19 protein-coding genes are annotated in these 16,682 nt (G+C 55.9%); 11 read left to right on the forward strand and 8 right to left on the reverse strand.

The features are described 5' to 3' along the window. The first annotated feature begins 16 nt into the window (after positions 1 to 16). Positions 17 to 676 carry a lipoyl(octanoyl) transferase LipB gene (gene lipB / locus AC2FIP_RS04875; protein ID WP_496785371.1) on the forward strand — a complete coding sequence of 220 codons (660 nt, stop codon included), beginning with the start codon at positions 17 to 19 and terminating at the stop codon, positions 674 to 676. 292 nt (positions 677 to 968) lie between these two features. On the opposite strand, the gene AC2FIP_RS04880 is transcribed toward lipB, so the two are convergent. After that, positions 969 to 1,895 (reverse strand): cation diffusion facilitator family transporter, encoded by a 927-nt coding sequence (locus AC2FIP_RS04880; RefSeq protein WP_282021359.1) that lies wholly within the window; start codon positions 1,893 to 1,895, stop codon positions 969 to 971. An 81-nt stretch (positions 1,896 to 1,976) separates the two neighbouring features. Here AC2FIP_RS04880 and AC2FIP_RS04885 point away from each other — a divergent pair, with 81 nt between their 5' ends. Beyond that, positions 1,977 to 2,390, forward strand: a complete 414-nt coding sequence (locus AC2FIP_RS04885) for a MerR family transcriptional regulator (RefSeq protein WP_281972282.1) — start codon at positions 1,977 to 1,979, stop codon at positions 2,388 to 2,390. 15 nt (positions 2,391 to 2,405) lie between these two features. On the opposite strand, the gene AC2FIP_RS04890 is transcribed toward AC2FIP_RS04885, so the two are convergent. Both AC2FIP_RS04890 and AC2FIP_RS04895 read right to left on the reverse strand, forming a co-directional pair. Next, positions 2,406 to 2,825, reverse strand: a complete 420-nt coding sequence (locus tag AC2FIP_RS04890; protein ID WP_496785372.1) for an HIT family protein — start codon at positions 2,823 to 2,825, stop codon at positions 2,406 to 2,408. Positions 2,826 to 2,906: 81 nt separating this feature from the next. Beyond that, positions 2,907 to 3,662, reverse strand: coding sequence for a glutathione S-transferase family protein (locus AC2FIP_RS04895; RefSeq protein WP_496785373.1), 756 nt, complete (start codon positions 3,660 to 3,662; stop codon positions 2,907 to 2,909). A 188-nt stretch (positions 3,663 to 3,850) separates the two neighbouring features. Here AC2FIP_RS04895 and ctaD point away from each other — a divergent pair, with 188 nt between their 5' ends. The 3 genes from ctaD to AC2FIP_RS04910 all read left to right on the forward strand — a co-directional run bounded on the left by ctaD (position 3,851) and on the right by AC2FIP_RS04910 (position 6,799). After that, the gene (gene ctaD, locus AC2FIP_RS04900) at positions 3,851 to 5,524 is read left to right on the forward strand and encodes a cytochrome c oxidase subunit I (RefSeq protein ID WP_142634476.1); all 1,674 of its coding nucleotides are present in this window, start codon (positions 3,851 to 3,853) and stop codon (positions 5,522 to 5,524) included. 139 nt (positions 5,525 to 5,663) lie between these two features. Further along, positions 5,664 to 6,263 (forward strand): 2-hydroxychromene-2-carboxylate isomerase, encoded by a 600-nt coding sequence (locus AC2FIP_RS04905; protein WP_142634478.1) that lies wholly within the window; start codon positions 5,664 to 5,666, stop codon positions 6,261 to 6,263. 44 nt (positions 6,264 to 6,307) lie between these two features. Beyond that, positions 6,308 to 6,799 carry a DUF2244 domain-containing protein gene (locus tag AC2FIP_RS04910; RefSeq protein WP_496785375.1) on the forward strand — a complete coding sequence of 164 codons (492 nt, stop codon included), beginning with the start codon at positions 6,308 to 6,310 and terminating at the stop codon, positions 6,797 to 6,799. A gap of 21 nt (positions 6,800 to 6,820) precedes the next feature. Here the strand turns inward: AC2FIP_RS04910 and AC2FIP_RS04915 are convergent, their stop codons facing one another. After that, positions 6,821 to 7,300: a GatB/YqeY domain-containing protein gene (locus tag AC2FIP_RS04915; RefSeq protein WP_142634482.1), complete on the reverse strand. Its 480-nt coding sequence runs from the start codon at positions 7,298 to 7,300 to the stop codon at positions 6,821 to 6,823. 184 nt (positions 7,301 to 7,484) lie between these two features. Here AC2FIP_RS04915 and carA point away from each other — a divergent pair, with 184 nt between their 5' ends. Together carA and AC2FIP_RS04925 are read left to right on the forward strand one after the other, a co-directional pair. Continuing rightward, positions 7,485 to 8,651 carry a glutamine-hydrolyzing carbamoyl-phosphate synthase small subunit gene (gene carA, locus AC2FIP_RS04920; RefSeq protein ID WP_496785376.1) on the forward strand — a complete coding sequence of 389 codons (1,167 nt, stop codon included), beginning with the start codon at positions 7,485 to 7,487 and terminating at the stop codon, positions 8,649 to 8,651. Between the two features lie 73 nt (positions 8,652 to 8,724). Continuing rightward, complete coding sequence (locus AC2FIP_RS04925) at positions 8,725 to 10,596, forward strand: glycosyltransferase (protein WP_496785377.1); 1,872 nt, start codon at positions 8,725 to 8,727, stop codon at positions 10,594 to 10,596. A 3-nt stretch (positions 10,597 to 10,599) separates the two neighbouring features. On the opposite strand, the gene AC2FIP_RS04930 is transcribed toward AC2FIP_RS04925, so the two are convergent. Then, entirely contained in the window at positions 10,600 to 11,247 is a 648-nt protein-coding gene (locus tag AC2FIP_RS04930) for a GntR family transcriptional regulator (protein ID WP_142634488.1), read from the reverse strand. Positions 11,248 to 11,346: 99 nt separating this feature from the next. Here AC2FIP_RS04930 and AC2FIP_RS04935 point away from each other — a divergent pair, with 99 nt between their 5' ends. From AC2FIP_RS04935 to AC2FIP_RS04945, 3 genes are all read left to right on the forward strand, one after another. Next, positions 11,347 to 11,991: a pyrimidine 5'-nucleotidase gene (locus AC2FIP_RS04935; RefSeq protein ID WP_142634490.1), complete on the forward strand. Its 645-nt coding sequence runs from the start codon at positions 11,347 to 11,349 to the stop codon at positions 11,989 to 11,991. 85 nt (positions 11,992 to 12,076) lie between these two features. Continuing rightward, complete coding sequence (locus tag AC2FIP_RS04940) at positions 12,077 to 12,325, forward strand: hypothetical protein (protein ID WP_271946430.1); 249 nt, start codon at positions 12,077 to 12,079, stop codon at positions 12,323 to 12,325. A 74-nt stretch (positions 12,326 to 12,399) separates the two neighbouring features. After that, a complete protein-coding gene (locus AC2FIP_RS04945; protein ID WP_496700070.1) occupies positions 12,400 to 13,596 on the forward strand; it encodes a UbiH/UbiF family hydroxylase in 1,197 nt (398 codons plus the stop codon). A gap of 10 nt (positions 13,597 to 13,606) precedes the next feature. Here AC2FIP_RS04945 and AC2FIP_RS04950 read toward each other — a convergent pair whose 3' ends face one another. After that, a complete protein-coding gene (locus tag AC2FIP_RS04950; RefSeq protein WP_496690748.1) occupies positions 13,607 to 14,734 on the reverse strand; it encodes an aminotransferase class V-fold PLP-dependent enzyme in 1,128 nt (375 codons plus the stop codon). Positions 14,735 to 14,963: 229 nt separating this feature from the next. Here AC2FIP_RS04950 and hutC point away from each other — a divergent pair, with 229 nt between their 5' ends. Beyond that, positions 14,964 to 15,665, forward strand: coding sequence for a histidine utilization transcriptional repressor HutC (hutC, locus tag AC2FIP_RS04955; protein ID WP_142634498.1), 702 nt, complete (start codon positions 14,964 to 14,966; stop codon positions 15,663 to 15,665). 7 nt (positions 15,666 to 15,672) lie between these two features. Here the strand turns inward: hutC and AC2FIP_RS04960 are convergent, their stop codons facing one another. Continuing rightward, positions 15,673 to 16,131, reverse strand: a complete 459-nt coding sequence (locus AC2FIP_RS04960; protein WP_496785378.1) for an Lrp/AsnC family transcriptional regulator — start codon at positions 16,129 to 16,131, stop codon at positions 15,673 to 15,675. Beyond that, a complete protein-coding gene (locus AC2FIP_RS04965) occupies positions 16,128 to 16,583 on the reverse strand; it encodes an Lrp/AsnC family transcriptional regulator (protein WP_496785380.1) in 456 nt (151 codons plus the stop codon). The genes AC2FIP_RS04960 and AC2FIP_RS04965 overlap by 4 nt, the downstream gene beginning before the upstream one ends. Between the last annotated feature and the right edge of the window lie 99 nt (positions 16,584 to 16,682).

The raw sequence follows: 16,682 nt of genomic DNA on the forward strand, positions 1-16,682 counted from the left end.
CCGCTAAGGAGCCGACATGGAATGGAAGATTACTGACGGATTGACCGACTATGATGAGGCCATCGCCTTTATGGAGGCGCGCGTGGCCGAAATCGCGGCGGGTGAGGCGGATGAGTGTATCTGGCTACTTGAGCACCCTGCCCTGTACACAGCGGGCACTTCAGCCAAGGTCGAAGACCTGAAAGACCCGGACAGATTTCCAGTCTATACGTCAAAACGCGGTGGTGAATACACCTATCATGGTCCGGGGCAGCGCGTTGCTTATGTCATGCTGGACCTGAACAAACGCGGCAGGGATGTGCGCAAGTTTGTAAAGCAGCTTGAGAATTGGGTGATCGCAGCTTTGGCCGAGTTCAACGTGACCGGGCAAATCCGCGACGGCCGTGTTGGTGTCTGGGTGCAACGGGATGACAAGCCGCTGACGCCAGCAGGCGAAAAAGCCGAGGACAAAGTCGCGGCGATCGGCCTGCGATTGCGTAAATGGGTCAGCTTTCACGGCATCTCGATCAATGTCGAACCGGATTTGAGCCATTTCTCTGGGATCGTACCCTGCGGCATCTCGAACCATGGCGTGACTTCTCTGGTCGATCTGGGTCTTCCGGTCGCGATGGATGATGTGGACAACGCGCTTAGAAAAACCTTCGCTGAGGTTTTTGGGCCCGCGGGGGCGGAATAACTCGGATCACGAATCGAAAAACAGCCCGGCACCGACTACAATCCTGCCGTCAGATCCGCTCTGTTTCAAAATTTGGAAACAATTCCCGATTGGTCCGTCTGGTTTCCGACGGAATCTAGTTAAATTTCACAAATATGAATACTTGGGTCCCATTAACGCCTAGTATGGATTTACCGTTCTAGAGTGAGTGGTGTGTTAAGCCGGTGATCGCAGGTATACCCTGGGAAAACAGGTAAGTGTTTTGGTTACGAGTCTGCCGTTCCGACCCCAAATCGGAACGGCAATTTCTTTTCTAGTGCTCGTGTTTGTCATGTCCAAACCGGGCCGGATGGCCACAAACCTCTTCCCCACTTTCAATTTCAAGCGTTGCATGGCCGATCCCGAACTGATCCTGCAGCGCATTCTTGATGGTTGTGGAAAGCCACCTGGCATCTTCGTCTGCGTGGCTGGTCGCAACCACATGTGCAGTCAGGGCAGGTTCATGCTCCTGCATACTCCACAGATGAACGTGATGGACCGAAACAACGCCCTCGGTGGCCTCGATCATCGAAGCGACCTCTTCTGGGTCAAGGTCGGATGGTGCGCCCAACATCAAGACGTGAATGGTTTCGCCAATTTCAGATTTCACATGCCAAAGGATGTAGACCGAGATCAGAATGGTTACGGCGGGATCCACCCATGTCCAGTTGAACACGATGACCAAGGTTCCGGCGACGATCACTGCCAACGAGCCCAATGCATCTGCCACATTGTGCAGAAAGGCCGCCCTGATATTCATACTGTCCTTTGCCATCGAATAGGTCAGGGCAGCCGTGATCAGATCGACGATCAGGGCCAGCGCTGCGATCCAGACGACGATCCAGCCATTAACCGGTTCGGGCTCGATAAACCGCATGACACCTTCGTACATCAGATAAACGGCAAGAACGACAAGAGTGGTGTAGTTAACAAGAGCGGCCACAACCTCTGCCCGACCATAACCAAAGCTCATCCGTGGATCTGCCGGGCGTCGCGCAATCTTACGAGCGAAAAACGCGATGATCAGCGCGATGGCATCTGAAAAATTATGCAAGGCATCTGCGATCAAGGCCAGTGAGCCAGACAAAATGCCCCCCACTATTTGTGCAAGCGTCAATACCATATTGACGCCGATCGCTCCGACCACCCTCCGGTCACCGGCATTCGGATCAATGTGAGAGTGGGTGTGGTTATGTGACATGGCAGATCAGATCCTTGTTTTGAACTGCCATCTTATGTAATTCCTCTAGTCACTAGAGGTTCAAGAGGCAAAAAGCACAAAATGTACTCAATCGGAGATTTGTCGCGGCAAACCGGGGTCAAGGTGCCCACGATCCGTTTCTATGAGGAAAAAGGCTTGTTGGCCAAACCGTATCGGACGGCGGGCAATCAGCGCAGATATGACGAGACTGCTCTGAAACGCCTCCAATTTATCCGGCACTCGCGTGATCTGGGCCTGCCTTTGCCGGATGTCGAGGCGTTGCTTTCTTTGGAAGGGGCGCAGGGGGCGGATCTGGACCATGTTCATGAAATCGCGGATCGTCAGCTGACTGAACTGCGCAACCGGATAACATTGCTGCGCAGCCTTGAGGCCGAACTGGAACGCATCACAGCCGCCTGTGACGGCACCCACGACCATGTATGTGAAGTGCTGAACGCGTTTGGCGACCATAGCAAATGCCTTGGATCGCACTGATCCTGTAGCGGGTGATCAGGCCAGTGCGTCTTTGATTTTATCGGCGTGTTCAGCGATCAGGTCAAAATCACCCATATTGCCCGGTGGTCGCATCGAAACGCCTTCGTGCCGCGGCAGAACGTGAAAATGCAGATGAAACACTTCTTGCCCACCTGCAGCCTCGTTGAACTGCTGGATAGTGACGCCATCCGCATCAAAGGCCGCTTTCACCGCCTGCGCCATCTTCTGAACCGTTGAGATCACAGAAGCAAGCTGTTCTGGGCTGGCATCCAGCACGTTGCGACAAGGTGTTTTCGGGATCACCAGCAAATGCCCGTCCGTGCGCGGCATGATGTCCATGAAGGCCAGTGTGTCGTCGTCTTCATAGACCCGGTTTGCAGGGATTTCACCACGCAGGATTTTGGCGAAAATGTTATCGGGATCATAGGCAGACATACTCGGCCTCCGTTTGGACGTTTTTCATGAGGTGTTTGTGCGGTGCCGCATCTTGGCGGTCAAGACGCAATGCACATGCGATCAAAGCGACAAGGGTGTTTCCAGAAAATCGCGGTATACCCTGTCCCGATGCACCAGCAAACCTGCCGAAAGCGTATCCCGCACAGGGTCGGTTATATGCTCGAAAACCCTTCGGGTACTCAGCCGCATAGCACACAACTCTTCCGGCAACGGTGCGAACAAAGCCATGAAGGCAGCGCAATAAATATCTGCTGCAGTGAGCGTGTTGCCAAACAGAAAATCACCACTTTCTGTGAGCTTGCTACTGACGCGTTTCAATATCCCATCAGCGCGATCGGCAGCCATTTCACCTGCTTCTGTATCATAGCCGTATTTCTTGCCAAGATAGTCGGCAATCTTGGGATGGAACCCACCTTCTTGGCCTCGCATACCAGCATGGATTTGCTGAAGCCGCCTTTGCCAGCCCAATCCATTTGGGGCCGCAAGTAAGTCAATGAAGGCGAGAATGTCGGGCGCCATTGATGCTGGCAACAAATCTGGTTCAGGCGCGATTCGTTGTGCCAAGGCGACAATATCGGCCGTTTCGGAAAGCGGTGCCTCATCTTTCCAGAACACAACCGGTGCGCTGTCCGTTTGCGCCCAGATGGTCTGCGCCCGGTCCTGATGGTCCAGATAAACTGGCAGCCAAGGCAGACGCTTTACGTGAAAAATACCCTTTGCGGCTTCGCTCCAAGGGCTTGGCACACCTCCGACAACGATCATGCGTAGCCCGGTGGCCGCCTGAGCCTTTTCGGTTGTCACGTAGTTCAGAACCATCCGGTCTCCTCCATTTGCCGAAAGTTGTGCTCTTTTTCGAAGCCCTGCAACCGGCACCCGCGACAATTAATCTTGATCCAGATCAAACTCGACCATTGAAGGTCGCCCCCACGCAATCTAAAACCAGCAGGAATCCCGCGCGTTGGAGAGGTCCGACAGCGCGGTGTAGTTGCAACAGGAGGCACCTAATGGCAGACGCAGCCATTCATGGTCACGACCATGAAGACCAGCGCGGGTTCTTTACCCGCTGGTTCATGTCGACCAACCACAAGGACATCGGGATTCTGTACCTGATCGTCTCGGCCCTGGCCGGTCTAATCTCGGTTCTGATGACTGTTATCATGCGGATCGAATTGATGGAGCCCGGGGTACAGCACATGTGCATGGAAGGGTTCCGCTTGTTCGGCAGCGGTGCCGAGCTCTGCACTCCGAACGGGCATTTGTGGAACGTGATGATCACCTATCACGGTGTTCTGATGATGTTCTTCGTGGTCATCCCTGCCCTATTCGGCGGATTTGGTAACTATTTCATGCCGTTGCAGATTGGCGCGCCGGACATGGCGTTCCCGCGGATGAACAACTTGTCCTTCTGGCTCTATGTCGCCGGTACTTCGCTGGGCGTGGCCTCGCTGCTGAGCCCCGGTGGTAACGACCAGCTTGGTTCGGGCGTCGGCTGGGTTTTGTACCCGCCGCTGTCGACGAGCGAGGGCGGCATGTCCATGGACCTTGCGATCTTTGCCGTGCACGTATCGGGCGCCTCCTCGATCCTCGGCGCGATCAACATGATCACCACCTTCCTGAACATGCGTGCCCCGGGCATGACCCTGTTCAAGGTGCCGCTGTTCAGCTGGTCGATCTTCATCACTTCGTGGCTGATTCTTCTGTCGCTGCCGGTTTTGGCAGGTGCGATCACCATGTTGCTAATGGACCGCAACTTTGGTTTCACCTTCTTTGATCCGGCCGGTGGTGGTGATCCGATCCTGTATCAGCACATCCTGTGGTTCTTTGGCCACCCAGAAGTGTACATCGTGATCCTACCTGGATTTGGCCTTATCAGCCACATCATTGCGACCTTCTCGCGCAAGCCAGTCTTCGGTTACCTGCCGATGGTTTGGGCACTTATTGCGATCGGTGTACTGGGCTTTGTCGTGTGGGCACACCACATGTACACAGTTGGCATGTCGGTCCAGCAGCAAGCCTACTTCATGCTGGCAACGATGGTCATCGCGGTTCCTACCGGCGTTAAGGTCTTCTCGTGGATCGCAACCATGTGGGGCGGCTCGATCGAGTTCAAGACACCGATGCTGTTTGCCTTCGGCTTCCTGTTCCTGTTCACCGTTGGCGGTGTGACTGGTGTGGTTCTGTCGCAGGCTGGTATCGACCGCGCCTATCACGACACATATTATGTGGTTGCACACTTCCACTATGTGATGTCGCTGGGCGCTGTGTTTGCGATCTTTGCCGGAATCTACTTCTACTTCTCCAAGATGACAGGCCGTCAGTATTCAGAGTTCTGGGGCAAGGTTCACTTCTGGCTGTTCTTCATCGGCGCCAACCTGACCTTCTTCCCGCAGCACTTCCTGGGCCGTCAGGGCATGCCACGTCGCTACATCGATTATCCCGAAGCGTTCGCGCAGTGGAACTATGTCTCGTCGATTGGCGCCTTTGTATCCTTCGCCTCGTTCCTGCTGTTCTTTGGTATCGTGTTCTACGCCTTGTTCCGTGGCGCACGTGAGACCCGGAACAACCCGTGGAACGAATACGCGGATACGCTGGAATGGACCCTGCCCTCGCCGCCGCCCGAACACACGTTCGAGCAGCTGCCCAAGCAAGAAGACTGGGACAAGGGCCACGCGCACTGATCCCTCTGAACCAACAGAAAACCCCGCCAACTTGGCGGGGTTTTTCATTTCTAAGTGGCGTGCCACCGGAAATTCGCCAGATCGGTCAAAATAGGGTACTCTGGTAAAGGCAAAACAATCGGCAACCCCGAGGGTTCATATGCCCGATCTTGATTTCTGGTACTCTATCGGAAGCACCTACAGCTTTCTGACGATCATGCGCCTGGACGATTGGTGTTCTGAACACGATGCGTCCGTCACATGGCGGCCGTTCAATGTACGCACAGTTATGTCGCAGCAGAAGAACATCCCCTTTGCAGGGAAACCCGTCAAATCCGCCTATATGTGGCGCGACATTGAGCGTCGGGCGGCTAAGTACCATATGCACGCCCAGCTTCCTGCGCCCTACCCCATTTCTGACCTTGCCTTGGCAAATCAAGTAGCGCTGTTGGGAATGGAAGAAGGCTGGGGCAAGAACTTTACGCAAATTCTATATCGGATCTGGTTCGAAGAAGGTGTAGAGGCCGGTAGCGAAACCGCCCTGTCCGAAGCGCTACACCGCAGTCAGCAGGATCCCCGACTGATCCTGTCCCGCGCGCGCAGCCCCGACATTGTCGCCGCACTTGAGGCTGAAACACTACGCGCAATCAAGCTGGGCATTTTTGGCGCCCCAAGCCTGGTTGTGGGGAACGAAGTCTTTTGGGGGGATGATCGGCTGGACGATGCCCTATCGTGGGCCCGCGTCGGGCACGTCATCTGAATTTTCAGCGTCGACTCGGACGCGCTTTGGGCTATCTTCCGGCCATGCCCTACAGATGGAATCAAACCACCACTTCAGAACTTGAATTGCACCTGTGGCCGCATAACTCACTGCCGCGCCATTGGGCGGTGCGAGTTGTGTTTGGGGTCTTTCTATTCGGGCTGATCCCACTTTTGGCCGTTCTTGGCTCGGCCTTGCTTTGGGGGTTGCTGCCCTTCCTGCTGCTAACAGTTATTGGCCTTTGGCTGGCGCTCCGGTCAAACTATCGGGCCCGTAGCATATTCGAAGTCCTGACGCTGACCGGAACCCAGGCGCATCTGATACATCATGACCCGCGACGGGGGCAGCAGGAATGGGCCTGTAATCGCTATTGGGCCCGCCCCGAGATCCATCAGAGCGGCGGCCCGGTTCCGAACTACGTCACCCTCAAGGGTGAAGGTCGCGAAGTCGAAATCGGCGCATTCCTGTCCGAGGAAGAGCGGATTGCGCTATATGATGACCTCAAAGAAAAACTGCGCGAACCAATCGCGCAGTAAACTCTCAGCATGTCACGGCAGTCAGCCGCTGGCAGCCGCACAAAGCTGATCTTTGACCATGGGCCCAACTTTCCCAAAGTCCATCTGGCCAGTATAGCGTGTCTTGAGCTCACCCATGACCTTGCCCATATCCCGGATCGACCCGGCACCAGTGGCCGTAATCGCTGATTGGATGGCTTTCGTCACCTCATCGTCGTCCAGTTGCTCGGGCAGGAATTCTTCTATGACTTCTATCTCGCGCAGTTCACGCTCCGCCAGATCGAGGCGTCCACCCTCTTCGTAAGCACGCGCACTTTCCTTACGCTGCTTGGACATTTTCCCTAGAATTTCAAGAACTTCGGCATCACCGCAACCCTTGGCTTCCTCGTTGACCGCAGCACGAGACGCGATATCCCGGTCCTTGATTGCTGCATTGATCAGACGTAGGGTCGACAGACGCTCGGCGTTCTTGTCTTTCATTGCTTGCTTCAGGGCGGAATTCACCCGTGATCGCATATCCATTTAGTTTGTCCATCCCCATGACAAAAGGAACCCCGACCATATCGAAACAAAAAGCGTGATACAACCGGGGGCCTCAACATCTAAGTCATTGATATTGCTCAATAGCCCAAAAATTGAACACACTTGACCCAAGCGCATAACCCCCTTAGGTATGCGCCGATTTACCCTGCAGGAGAGTCGCGCTATGGCCCAGAACGCCCCGTCCAAGCCCACCGCATGTCTGGCTTTGGCCGATGGAACACTGTTCTACGGGGTCGGTTTCGGCGCCACAGGCCAGACCGTGGCCGAACTGTGTTTCAACACCGCAATGACTGGCTATCAAGAGATCATGACCGATCCTTCTTATGCCGGGCAGATCGTGACCTTCACTTTCCCTCATATCGGAAATGTTGGCGTGAACCCCGAGGATGACGAAACCGGTGATCCTGTCGCGGCCGGAATGGTCGTCAAATGGGACCCAACCGAACCGTCCAGCTGGCGGTCTGCTGAAGAGCTGAAATCATGGCTTGCCGAGCGTGGGCGTATTGCCATTGGCGGTGTCGATACCCGCCGGTTAACCCGCGCAATTCGCCAGCAAGGCGCACCTCATGTGGCATTGGCCCATGATCCTGAGGGCAATTTCGACATCGAAGCTCTGGTATCGGCTGCGCGTGGCTTTGCCGGGCTTGAAGGTATGGATTTGGCCAAGGAAGTGACTTGTGCGCAAAGCTATCGCTGGGATGAGATGCGTTGGGCCTGGCCAGATGGCTATAAACGGCAAGAGGCCCCAGTACATAAGGTTGTGGCACTGGATTTCGGGGCAAAGCGCAATATCCTGAGATGCCTTGCCTCGACCGGGTGCGATGTCACTGTGCTGCCCGCAACGGCCACCGCGGCTGAGGTTCTGGCCCATAGTCCCGACGGCGTATTCCTGTCCAATGGCCCCGGTGATCCAGCGGCTACGGGTGAATACGCAGTACCGATGATCAAAGAGGTATTGGACACCACCGACCTACCCGTATTCGGGATTTGCCTTGGTCATCAGATGCTTGCGCTGGCCCTTGGCGGTCAGACTGTCAAGATGAATCACGGCCACCACGGGGCGAACCACCCGGTAAAAGATCTCGAGACTGGGAAGGTGGAAATAACGTCTATGAACCATGGGTTTGCGGTAGATGCTCAAACCCTTCCCGACGGTGTCGTTGAGACTCATCGTTCGTTGTTTGATGGTTCAAACTGCGGAATTCGCATGACGGATCGACCGGTCTATTCGGTACAGTACCACCCAGAGGCATCTCCGGGCCCACAAGACAGCTTCTACCTGTTCGAGCGGTTCTCGCATGCGATGGCCGCCCGGAAGGCACAGGCATAATCATACAGTCTTAACGGCCTATTAACCTTAATCGCTCCACCCTGACGCAGATTACCACGTCTGGGTTGATTGAATGGTTGAACTGAACCTGCAGCATTTCGCATCGGCCGCGCCGATTTCTACAACGGTGCGCAAGCCTTTGGGGGCTTGCCTGATCGACCGCGGGCTACTTTCGAACCATCAGTTGCAAAAAGCCCTGCACCTGCAATCCAGACAAAATGTTGCACTGGGCGAAATCCTGGTCGGCGAAGGCTGGGTAGATCGGTCCGAGGTTCTGACGGCGCTGTCTGAACAAACAGGATTGCAGATCGCGGACCTGGATCTGCATCCACCAAATCCGGACCTTTGCAAAACCCGTCCCGCCAGCTTTTGGCTGGATCACAACATCATTCCCTGGATGCGCATCGGTCCCATTCTGTTGGTCGCTACCGCCAATCCCGATCAGTTCGACGCAGTTCGCAAGCAGTTGGCAAAGGAAAAGCAAACGATCATACCCGTGCTTGCCGATGCGGACCGGATCGACGACGCGATCGCCAGAATTTTCTCGGAAAGCCTTGCTGAAAAGGCTGAAACCCGTGTGGCAATAGCTCAGAGTTGCCGATCCTGGACTCGGCACTCGCGTATTGGGCCGATTGCCATAGTGCTTGGCCTCGCCACACTGTTCCTGGCGCAACCCATTCCGGGGCTGCTGGCTCTGGTCGTTTTGGCCGTTACGTCGCTTGTATTATTCCTGACATTGCGACTGGCGGGATTGCTCTCGTTTCTGTGTTACAAAGGAAAACGCCACAGTCAGACCACCACCACGCTTCCTCTTCGACTGCCTCGCGTTTCCATCATGGTCCCTTTGTACAAAGAGCGAGAGATTGCTGGCGCTCTGATCCGCCGATTGCGACGTCTGACATATCCCAAAGCTCTTTTGGACGTCATTCTGGTTTTGGAAGAAACGGATATGGTAACCCGTGCAACCCTGGCCAAAATCGAGCTGCCCTGTTGGATCCGCACGATCGAAGTACCGGCTTTAAGCGGGCTGACGACAAAACCGCGCGCGATGAACTATGCGCTGGATTTCTGTCGTGGTGATATTCTGGGCGTTTGGGATGCCGAGGACGCCCCTCTTCCCGATCAAATCGAACGCATCGTCGGACATTTCACCCAAGCCAGTGAAGACGTCGTCTGCTTGCAAGGCGTTCTGGATTATTACAACCCGCGCACCAACTGGCGGTCTCGCTGCTTTACCATCGAGTATAACAGTTGGTTTCGGGTCATCCTGCCTGGCATTGCCCGGTTGGGACTGGTGGTTCCACTTGGTGGTACAACCTTTTTCTTTCGTCGCGAAAAGCTGTTGGAACTGGGCGGTTGGGATGCCCATAATGTGACCGAAGACGCGGATCTGGGCGTCCGCCTCAGCCGCGCGGGTTATCGGACCGAGATTGTTGATACCGCCACTTTCGAAGAAGCAAACTTTCGGGCCTGGCCTTGGGTCAAACAGCGTTCACGATGGCTCAAGGGCTTTATGGTCACATATCTTGTCCATATGCGCGCGCCGATCCATCTGCTGAAAGAGCTGGGTGTGCTGCGCTTCCTTGGGCTTCAGGCGTTTTTTCTGGGCACCGTCGGACAATTCCTGCTGGCCCCGGTTTTGTGGCTGTTCTGGCTTACCACATTCGGATTGGCCAGCCCGCTGGATCCCGTCATTCCGGGCAAGGTCATGACCATACTGATAGCTCTATTCGTATTTGCAGAAATCACGAATGTGACCATCGGGATACTGGCTGTCGCCGCCCGTGAAAGACGGTTTCTGATGCCGTGGGTGCCGACAATGCCGTTGTATTTCCCCTTGGGTGTGCTGGCAGCTTACAAAGCCCTTTGGGAATTGGCTATCAACCCGTTCTTCTGGGACAAAACCCAACACGGTCAAGCTAGTGAAGAAGCCTTCGACATGTGACCGTCAGCTTTCGCGACGAACCGCATCCTGCTTGAGACGCGTCATGAAAGCGACCGAGATATGCTCTTTCAACGCACGTTCCGCGGCTTGCTCGTCACGGGCGGCAATAGCCTCGACGATGCCTTTGTGTTCACTTTGCGCGATCTCACCGCGCCCGGAAACCGCAAGCGATGTCGTTGCCATCAAGGCCATTGTACGGTGCACAAGGTTCAGCTGTTGCACCAAATAGCGGTTGTGCGAGGCCAGATGGATCTGTTCGTGAAACCGCCGGTTCGCCCGAGACAGGGCGTTTGGATTGTCCACCAGCGCATCATCTTCGGCAACCATTTCCTGCAGCACCTTGATCTCTTCCTCGGTCGCGTGCTTGGCGGCCAAACTTGCAGCGAGACCTTCAAGTTCACGGCGAACGACATATAGCTCTGCCATCTGATTGTGGTCCAATGAGGCCACAATCAGCGAACGCCCGTCGCGTTCAAGCAAGGATTGGGTCTCTAACCGCTGCAACGCCTCGCGGATTGGCGTGCGCGAAACACCGAACCTTTCGGCCAGCTCGCTTTCGACCAGCCTGTCACCGGGCTTGTAGATGCCCACATCAATCGCTTCGAGAATAAGGCTGTAGGCGTCGCTGTTGGACTGCTTGGATTGGGGCATCTTTTGTTTTTCTCCTCGTTCGGACATGTCTATCCGTCTGCAGTGCGCACAATCAAGTACTGCATTGAAAACCTGCGCTGCGCGGCTTAAACGGCAGGCATGGTCAAACCTGCCTTCAGCCATGTCTCCCAATGGGTGTTCGATCTGGACAACACCCTGTACCCGCCGCATATGCGCCTGTTCGATCAGATCGAGGTGCTGATGACGGATTATGTGGTCCAGGCCATCGGCGTCGACCGGGCCGAGGCCGACCGGCTGCGATCCCATTACTGGCGCGAATATGGCACCACGCTGGCCGGGCTGATGGCCGAACATGATCTGGATCCCGACCCTTACCTGCATGCCGTGCATCAGGTGGATATGAGCCATATGGACCCGGACGTGGATCTGGCGGCACATATTCGTGCTCTGCCCGGGCGCCGCATTGTCTATACCAATGGCAGCGCGCCCTATGCCGAACGCGTCCTTGCGGCGCGTGGCCTCAGCGGTTTGTTCGATGCCATCTATGGGGTCGAGCATGCGGGATACCGTCCTAAACCCGAGAAGGCCGCATTCCAGGCCATCTTTGCGCAAGACGGAATCAAAGCAGAAAAAGCGGCCATGTTCGAAGACGATCCGCGCAATCTGGCGGCCCCGCATGAGATGGGGATGCGCACGGTTCATGTCGCGCCCGAACCGCACATGGCCGATCACATCCACCATCATACAGACGACCTGACCGCCTTTCTGGCCCGCCTGCGATAGGCTGTCACTCTGCGACGATCTGCACGTACTGCGACCCGGGCACCGCCCCTATATCCCAACTGCGACGAACAGAACGGAGACCCAGATGTCCGCAATCGAAATGCCCCCGCGCTCACCCATCTGGCAGCGCCTGCTATTTGCTGTTCCCCTGTTTGGTTGGATGGCGCGCGATGCGGCCGATGCAGATGGGGACGACTGGTATTACACCGCTGCCGCCATCTTCAGCATGTGGGGCTGTTCAGTGATGCTGTTTGGCTTGCCGGGCTTGTATATCCCCGCCGTCGTGATGGTGCCCGTGATATTCCTGATCCTCATCCTGATCTCGCGCGGCTGACCTGCGAGACAGGATGTCACTTGGCGCAGGCAGCGGAACCGCTCTAGGGTCGGCTCAGAACCAAAGAGGGCGCCATGAACGACCAGTGTGACATCCTGATTTCCGGCGGCGGAATTGCCGGTTTGACCGCAGCGGCGGCCCTTGGCGCGGCTGGATTCAATGTGGTCTGTGTTGATCCTACCCCACCTGTGACCCAGCGGGACGTGGACGGATCGGATTTACGGACCACCGCGTTTTTGCAACCAGCCCACGGTCTTTTGGAACAATGCGGGCTGTGGGAAAAACTCGACGCGCATGCCGCCCCTCTTCAGATCATGCGGATTGTGGATGCAGGCGGCGATGTGCCCGAGCCGCGCGTGGTGCGCGACTTCAATGCCGCGGATATCTCGGACCAGCCCTTTGGTTGGAACCTGCCAAACTGGCTCTTGCGGCGCGAAATGGTTGCCCGTCTCGCTGAACTGCCCAATGTCGAATTTCGCCCCGGAACGGGCACGGTCAGCTTGTTCACCCGTACAGCCGAAGCCCGCGTTGGCCTGAGCGACGGGACGCGCATCCGCTGTAAACTGGTGATCGCCGCAGATGGTCGCAACTCGCCCATGCGAGAGGCCGCCGGGATCAACGTGCACACCACGCGCTATGGGCAAAAGGCGTTGGCCTTCGCGGTTACACACTCGATCCCGCATCAGAACGTCTCGACCGAGATTCACAGGTCCGGCGGCCCGTTCACGCTAGTTCCCCTGCCCGACTGGCAGAGTCAGCCCTCGTCCGCGATTGTATGGATGGAGCGTGGCCCGCGCGCGGTAGAGCTGTTGAACACCGATCCGGAAAGTTTTGAAGCGCTGATGACCGAACGGTCCTGCGGGTTGTTCGGTCCGTTGAAACTGGCTTCACGCCGAACAATCTGGCCGATCATCAGCCAATCGGCAGAGCGCCTTTCGGGCGAACGCGTGGCCCTGATGGCCGAAGCCGCCCATGTCGTGCCCCCCATCGGTGCGCAGGGGCTGAACATGTCCTTGGGTGATCTGCGATGCCTGCTGGATTTGGCACAGGCCCGTCCCGAGGGCCTGGGTGACGCGCAGATGTTGGATGCCTATCACAAAGCGCGTCATGCCGAGATCGAGGCCCGGGTCAAGGGTATCGACTTGCTGAACCGCGCCTCGATGATCGAAGCGCGGCCTTTACGGGACATACGTGCAATGGGGTTGAACGCGCTGTATTCGCTGCCGACCGTGCGCAAGACGCTGATGCAGATGGGTCTCGGCGTCCGTTAAAGCCCGATGGTCACAAAACTTGGTCCAGCACGCGCTTTAGACGCGCGATTGTGCCGTCAACATCGTACAGCTTGTCCAGACCGAACAGGCCCAGACGGAAGGTGCTGAACCCGTCTGGCTCATCACATTGCAAGGGTACACCAGCAGCGATCTGCATGCCCAGGGCGGCGAATTTGCTGCCGTTCTGGATATTGGGATCCGAGGTATAGCTGACCACCACACCCGGCGCACCAAACCCATCGGCGGCGACAGAAACAATGCCCTTCTCCTTCAGCATTGCCCGTACACCGTCCCCCAATGCCCACTGGGCGTCACGCAGTTTGTCAAAGCCATAGTCTCGAGTCTCAGCCATCGTGTCGCGGAAGGCTTTCAGCGCATCTGTTGGCATCGTGGCGTGATAGGCGTGACCGCCATTTTCATAGGCTTGCATGATCTGACGCCATTTCTTCAGGTCGACGGCAAAACTGTCCGAAGTCGTCTCCTCCAGCCTTGCCTCAGCCTGTTCGGACAGCATGACAAGACCCGCGCAAGGCGATGCGCTCCACCCTTTCTGAGGGGCCGAGATCAGGACATCCACACCCGTCGCCTTCATATCCACCCATGCGCAGCCCGAAGCGATGCAATCCAGAACCATCAGCGCCCCAACCTCGTGGGCTGCGGCTGCCATCGCCGAAATATAGTCGTCGGGCAGAATGACCCCGGCCGCCGTTTCGACATGCGGCGCAAAGACAACATCCGGGCGCCCATCGCGGATCGTTTCGATTACTTCCTCGATCGGAGCAGGCGCAAATGGGGACGTTGCCGAGTTGCCGGTCTGGCGCGCCTTCAGAACTGTTGCCGACGCCGTCAACCCACCGGACTCGATGATCTGGCTCCACCGATAGGAAAACCAGCCATTCCTGACCACCAGAACATTGGCATTGCGGGCAAACTGGCGCGCGACTGCTTCCATTGCATAGGTACCACCGCCCGGGATAACGGCCACACCGTCAGCGTTGTAAACGCCTTTCAGCATCTCAGAGATGTCGCGCATCACATGCTGAAACTGAACCGACATGTGATTAAGCGAGCGATCGGTGAAGACGACCGAAAACTCCTCTAACCCATTGGGGTCAATTTTGTCCAAAAGCGGGGGCATTGGTATTCCTTTCAAATTTCACGAAACGAGCGGGTGTTCGCAACTTCGCTCACTGCCTCTCAGTTATTACTGAAAATTGACCCGACGGAACCCGGTTTCCTAAGAAAATTTTAACGCCTCAAAGGCCCTATCGACAACTAATGACGCCAAACAGTGTCAGCAACCCTTTACACCCCTACGTGTTTCTGACCAGATACATACACTTTGGAGAAGAAAGGTATTTTCACTCGTGACTGCGCATAAGCGGATCAGTTTTCAGTTTGTACGTGACGAAGTAAAACGACGAATAGAAACCAGAGTTTGGCCACAGGGGTCGGTGCTGCCGACAGAAACCCAGTTGGCAGAAGAATTTAATTGTGCCCGTGCCACGGTAAATCGTGCTTTGCGGGAACTGGCAGATCAGGGCTTCGTTGAAAGAAAACGTAAAAGCGGAACGCGGGTCAAAAAAGAACCCAGCAAACACGCAAAACTGGAGTTTTCCCTGACCCGACTGGATGTCGAGGGGCAGAACTCCACCTATCGTTATGCGCTGGTCGAGCGTAATATCGTCTCCAGCCCCGGATGGCTTGCCTCTCAGTTAAGCGTCTCGCAAGAAGCGCGTGTTTTGCATATTGTCTGCATGCACTATGCAGACAACCGGCCGTTTCAACTGGAAGAGCGCTGGATCAATATCGACGCAGTTCCAGAAGTGGAACATGCTGACCTCGACACCAAAGGCCCGCATGAGTGGCTGTTGCACGCCGCCCCCTTCACCGATGCTGAAGTCGCCTTTTGCGCGATTTCGGCAGATGGACGGCTGGCTGAATTCATGGGGACAACCTCGGGGACGTCCATGATCCAATTAGAGCGCACGACATGGAAAGACGGGCAGCCAATTACCTTTGCGCGCATGACACATCATCCCGGATATTACATCCGCACTAGGTACTGAAACGGGCCTAGCCGATAGGCCCGGGTAGCCTCTCTTCGCTCAGCAATACATTGGCTTCGACATCTCCGGCCCCGGGCAAAGTCATTATCCGGCGGCGCAGAACACGTTCAAAGTCCGAGAGATCCCGTGCCACGACGCGCAAACGGTAATCATAGAGGCCCAACACATGTTCAACGGTTTGAACCTCGGGGATCGCACTGACGGCACGTTCGAAATCTTCAAGGCTGACCTGACCTTTCCGCGCTAACTTGACCCCCAGAAAAACTGTCACCCCAAACCCCAACGCTTCTGCATTCAAACGCAGGTGGCGCCCCTTTATGATCCCCATCGTTTCAAGCCTCCGGATACGGCGCCACATCGCGGGCTGAGACAGGCCAAATCTACGCCCCAAGGCACCCGCGCTTTGCGTTGCATCCTGGATCAGAGCGCGCAGAATTTTGCGGTCGAGCTCATCCAATTCGGTCATAGCGGCAGCACCTCATCGCTTTTGACCCGCGCGATATGCATCAATGCCTCGATATCTGCGATATGCGGTAAAGTCAGGATACGGTCACGATACAGCTGCTGGTAATGTGCCATATCCTTGGCAAGCACAGATAAGCGCACATCCACACGGCCCAAAAAGGTCTGAATCTCGATCACCTCGGGAACCTCACGCGCGACACCCATGAACTCGTCGAATGCACGCGGTTGGGTCTTATCCAGCGTCACCCGCAATGAAACCTCGACTGCATATCCCAATGCGGCCCAGTCAATGATCGCCTCTTGGGCTTGAATAATCCCGGCCTCTTGCATTTTTTCGATACGCCGCCAGCAGGCACTTGTGCTGATGCGACAAAGCTCGGCCAGCTCAGCGGTTGTCAGCGTCGGGTCGGCCTGGAAATGACGCAGAAGCCTGCGGTCAACATCATCAAGCATGATTTTTTCTTTTTTACTATACTTCAAGAATAGATACTCGAGTTATCCTTGATAATTCAAGGATAACAGTATCGCTATCCTTGGAAAATCGCCTTAAAA

It is taken from the genome of Ruegeria sp. CDSB114 (genome assembly GCF_059611025.1).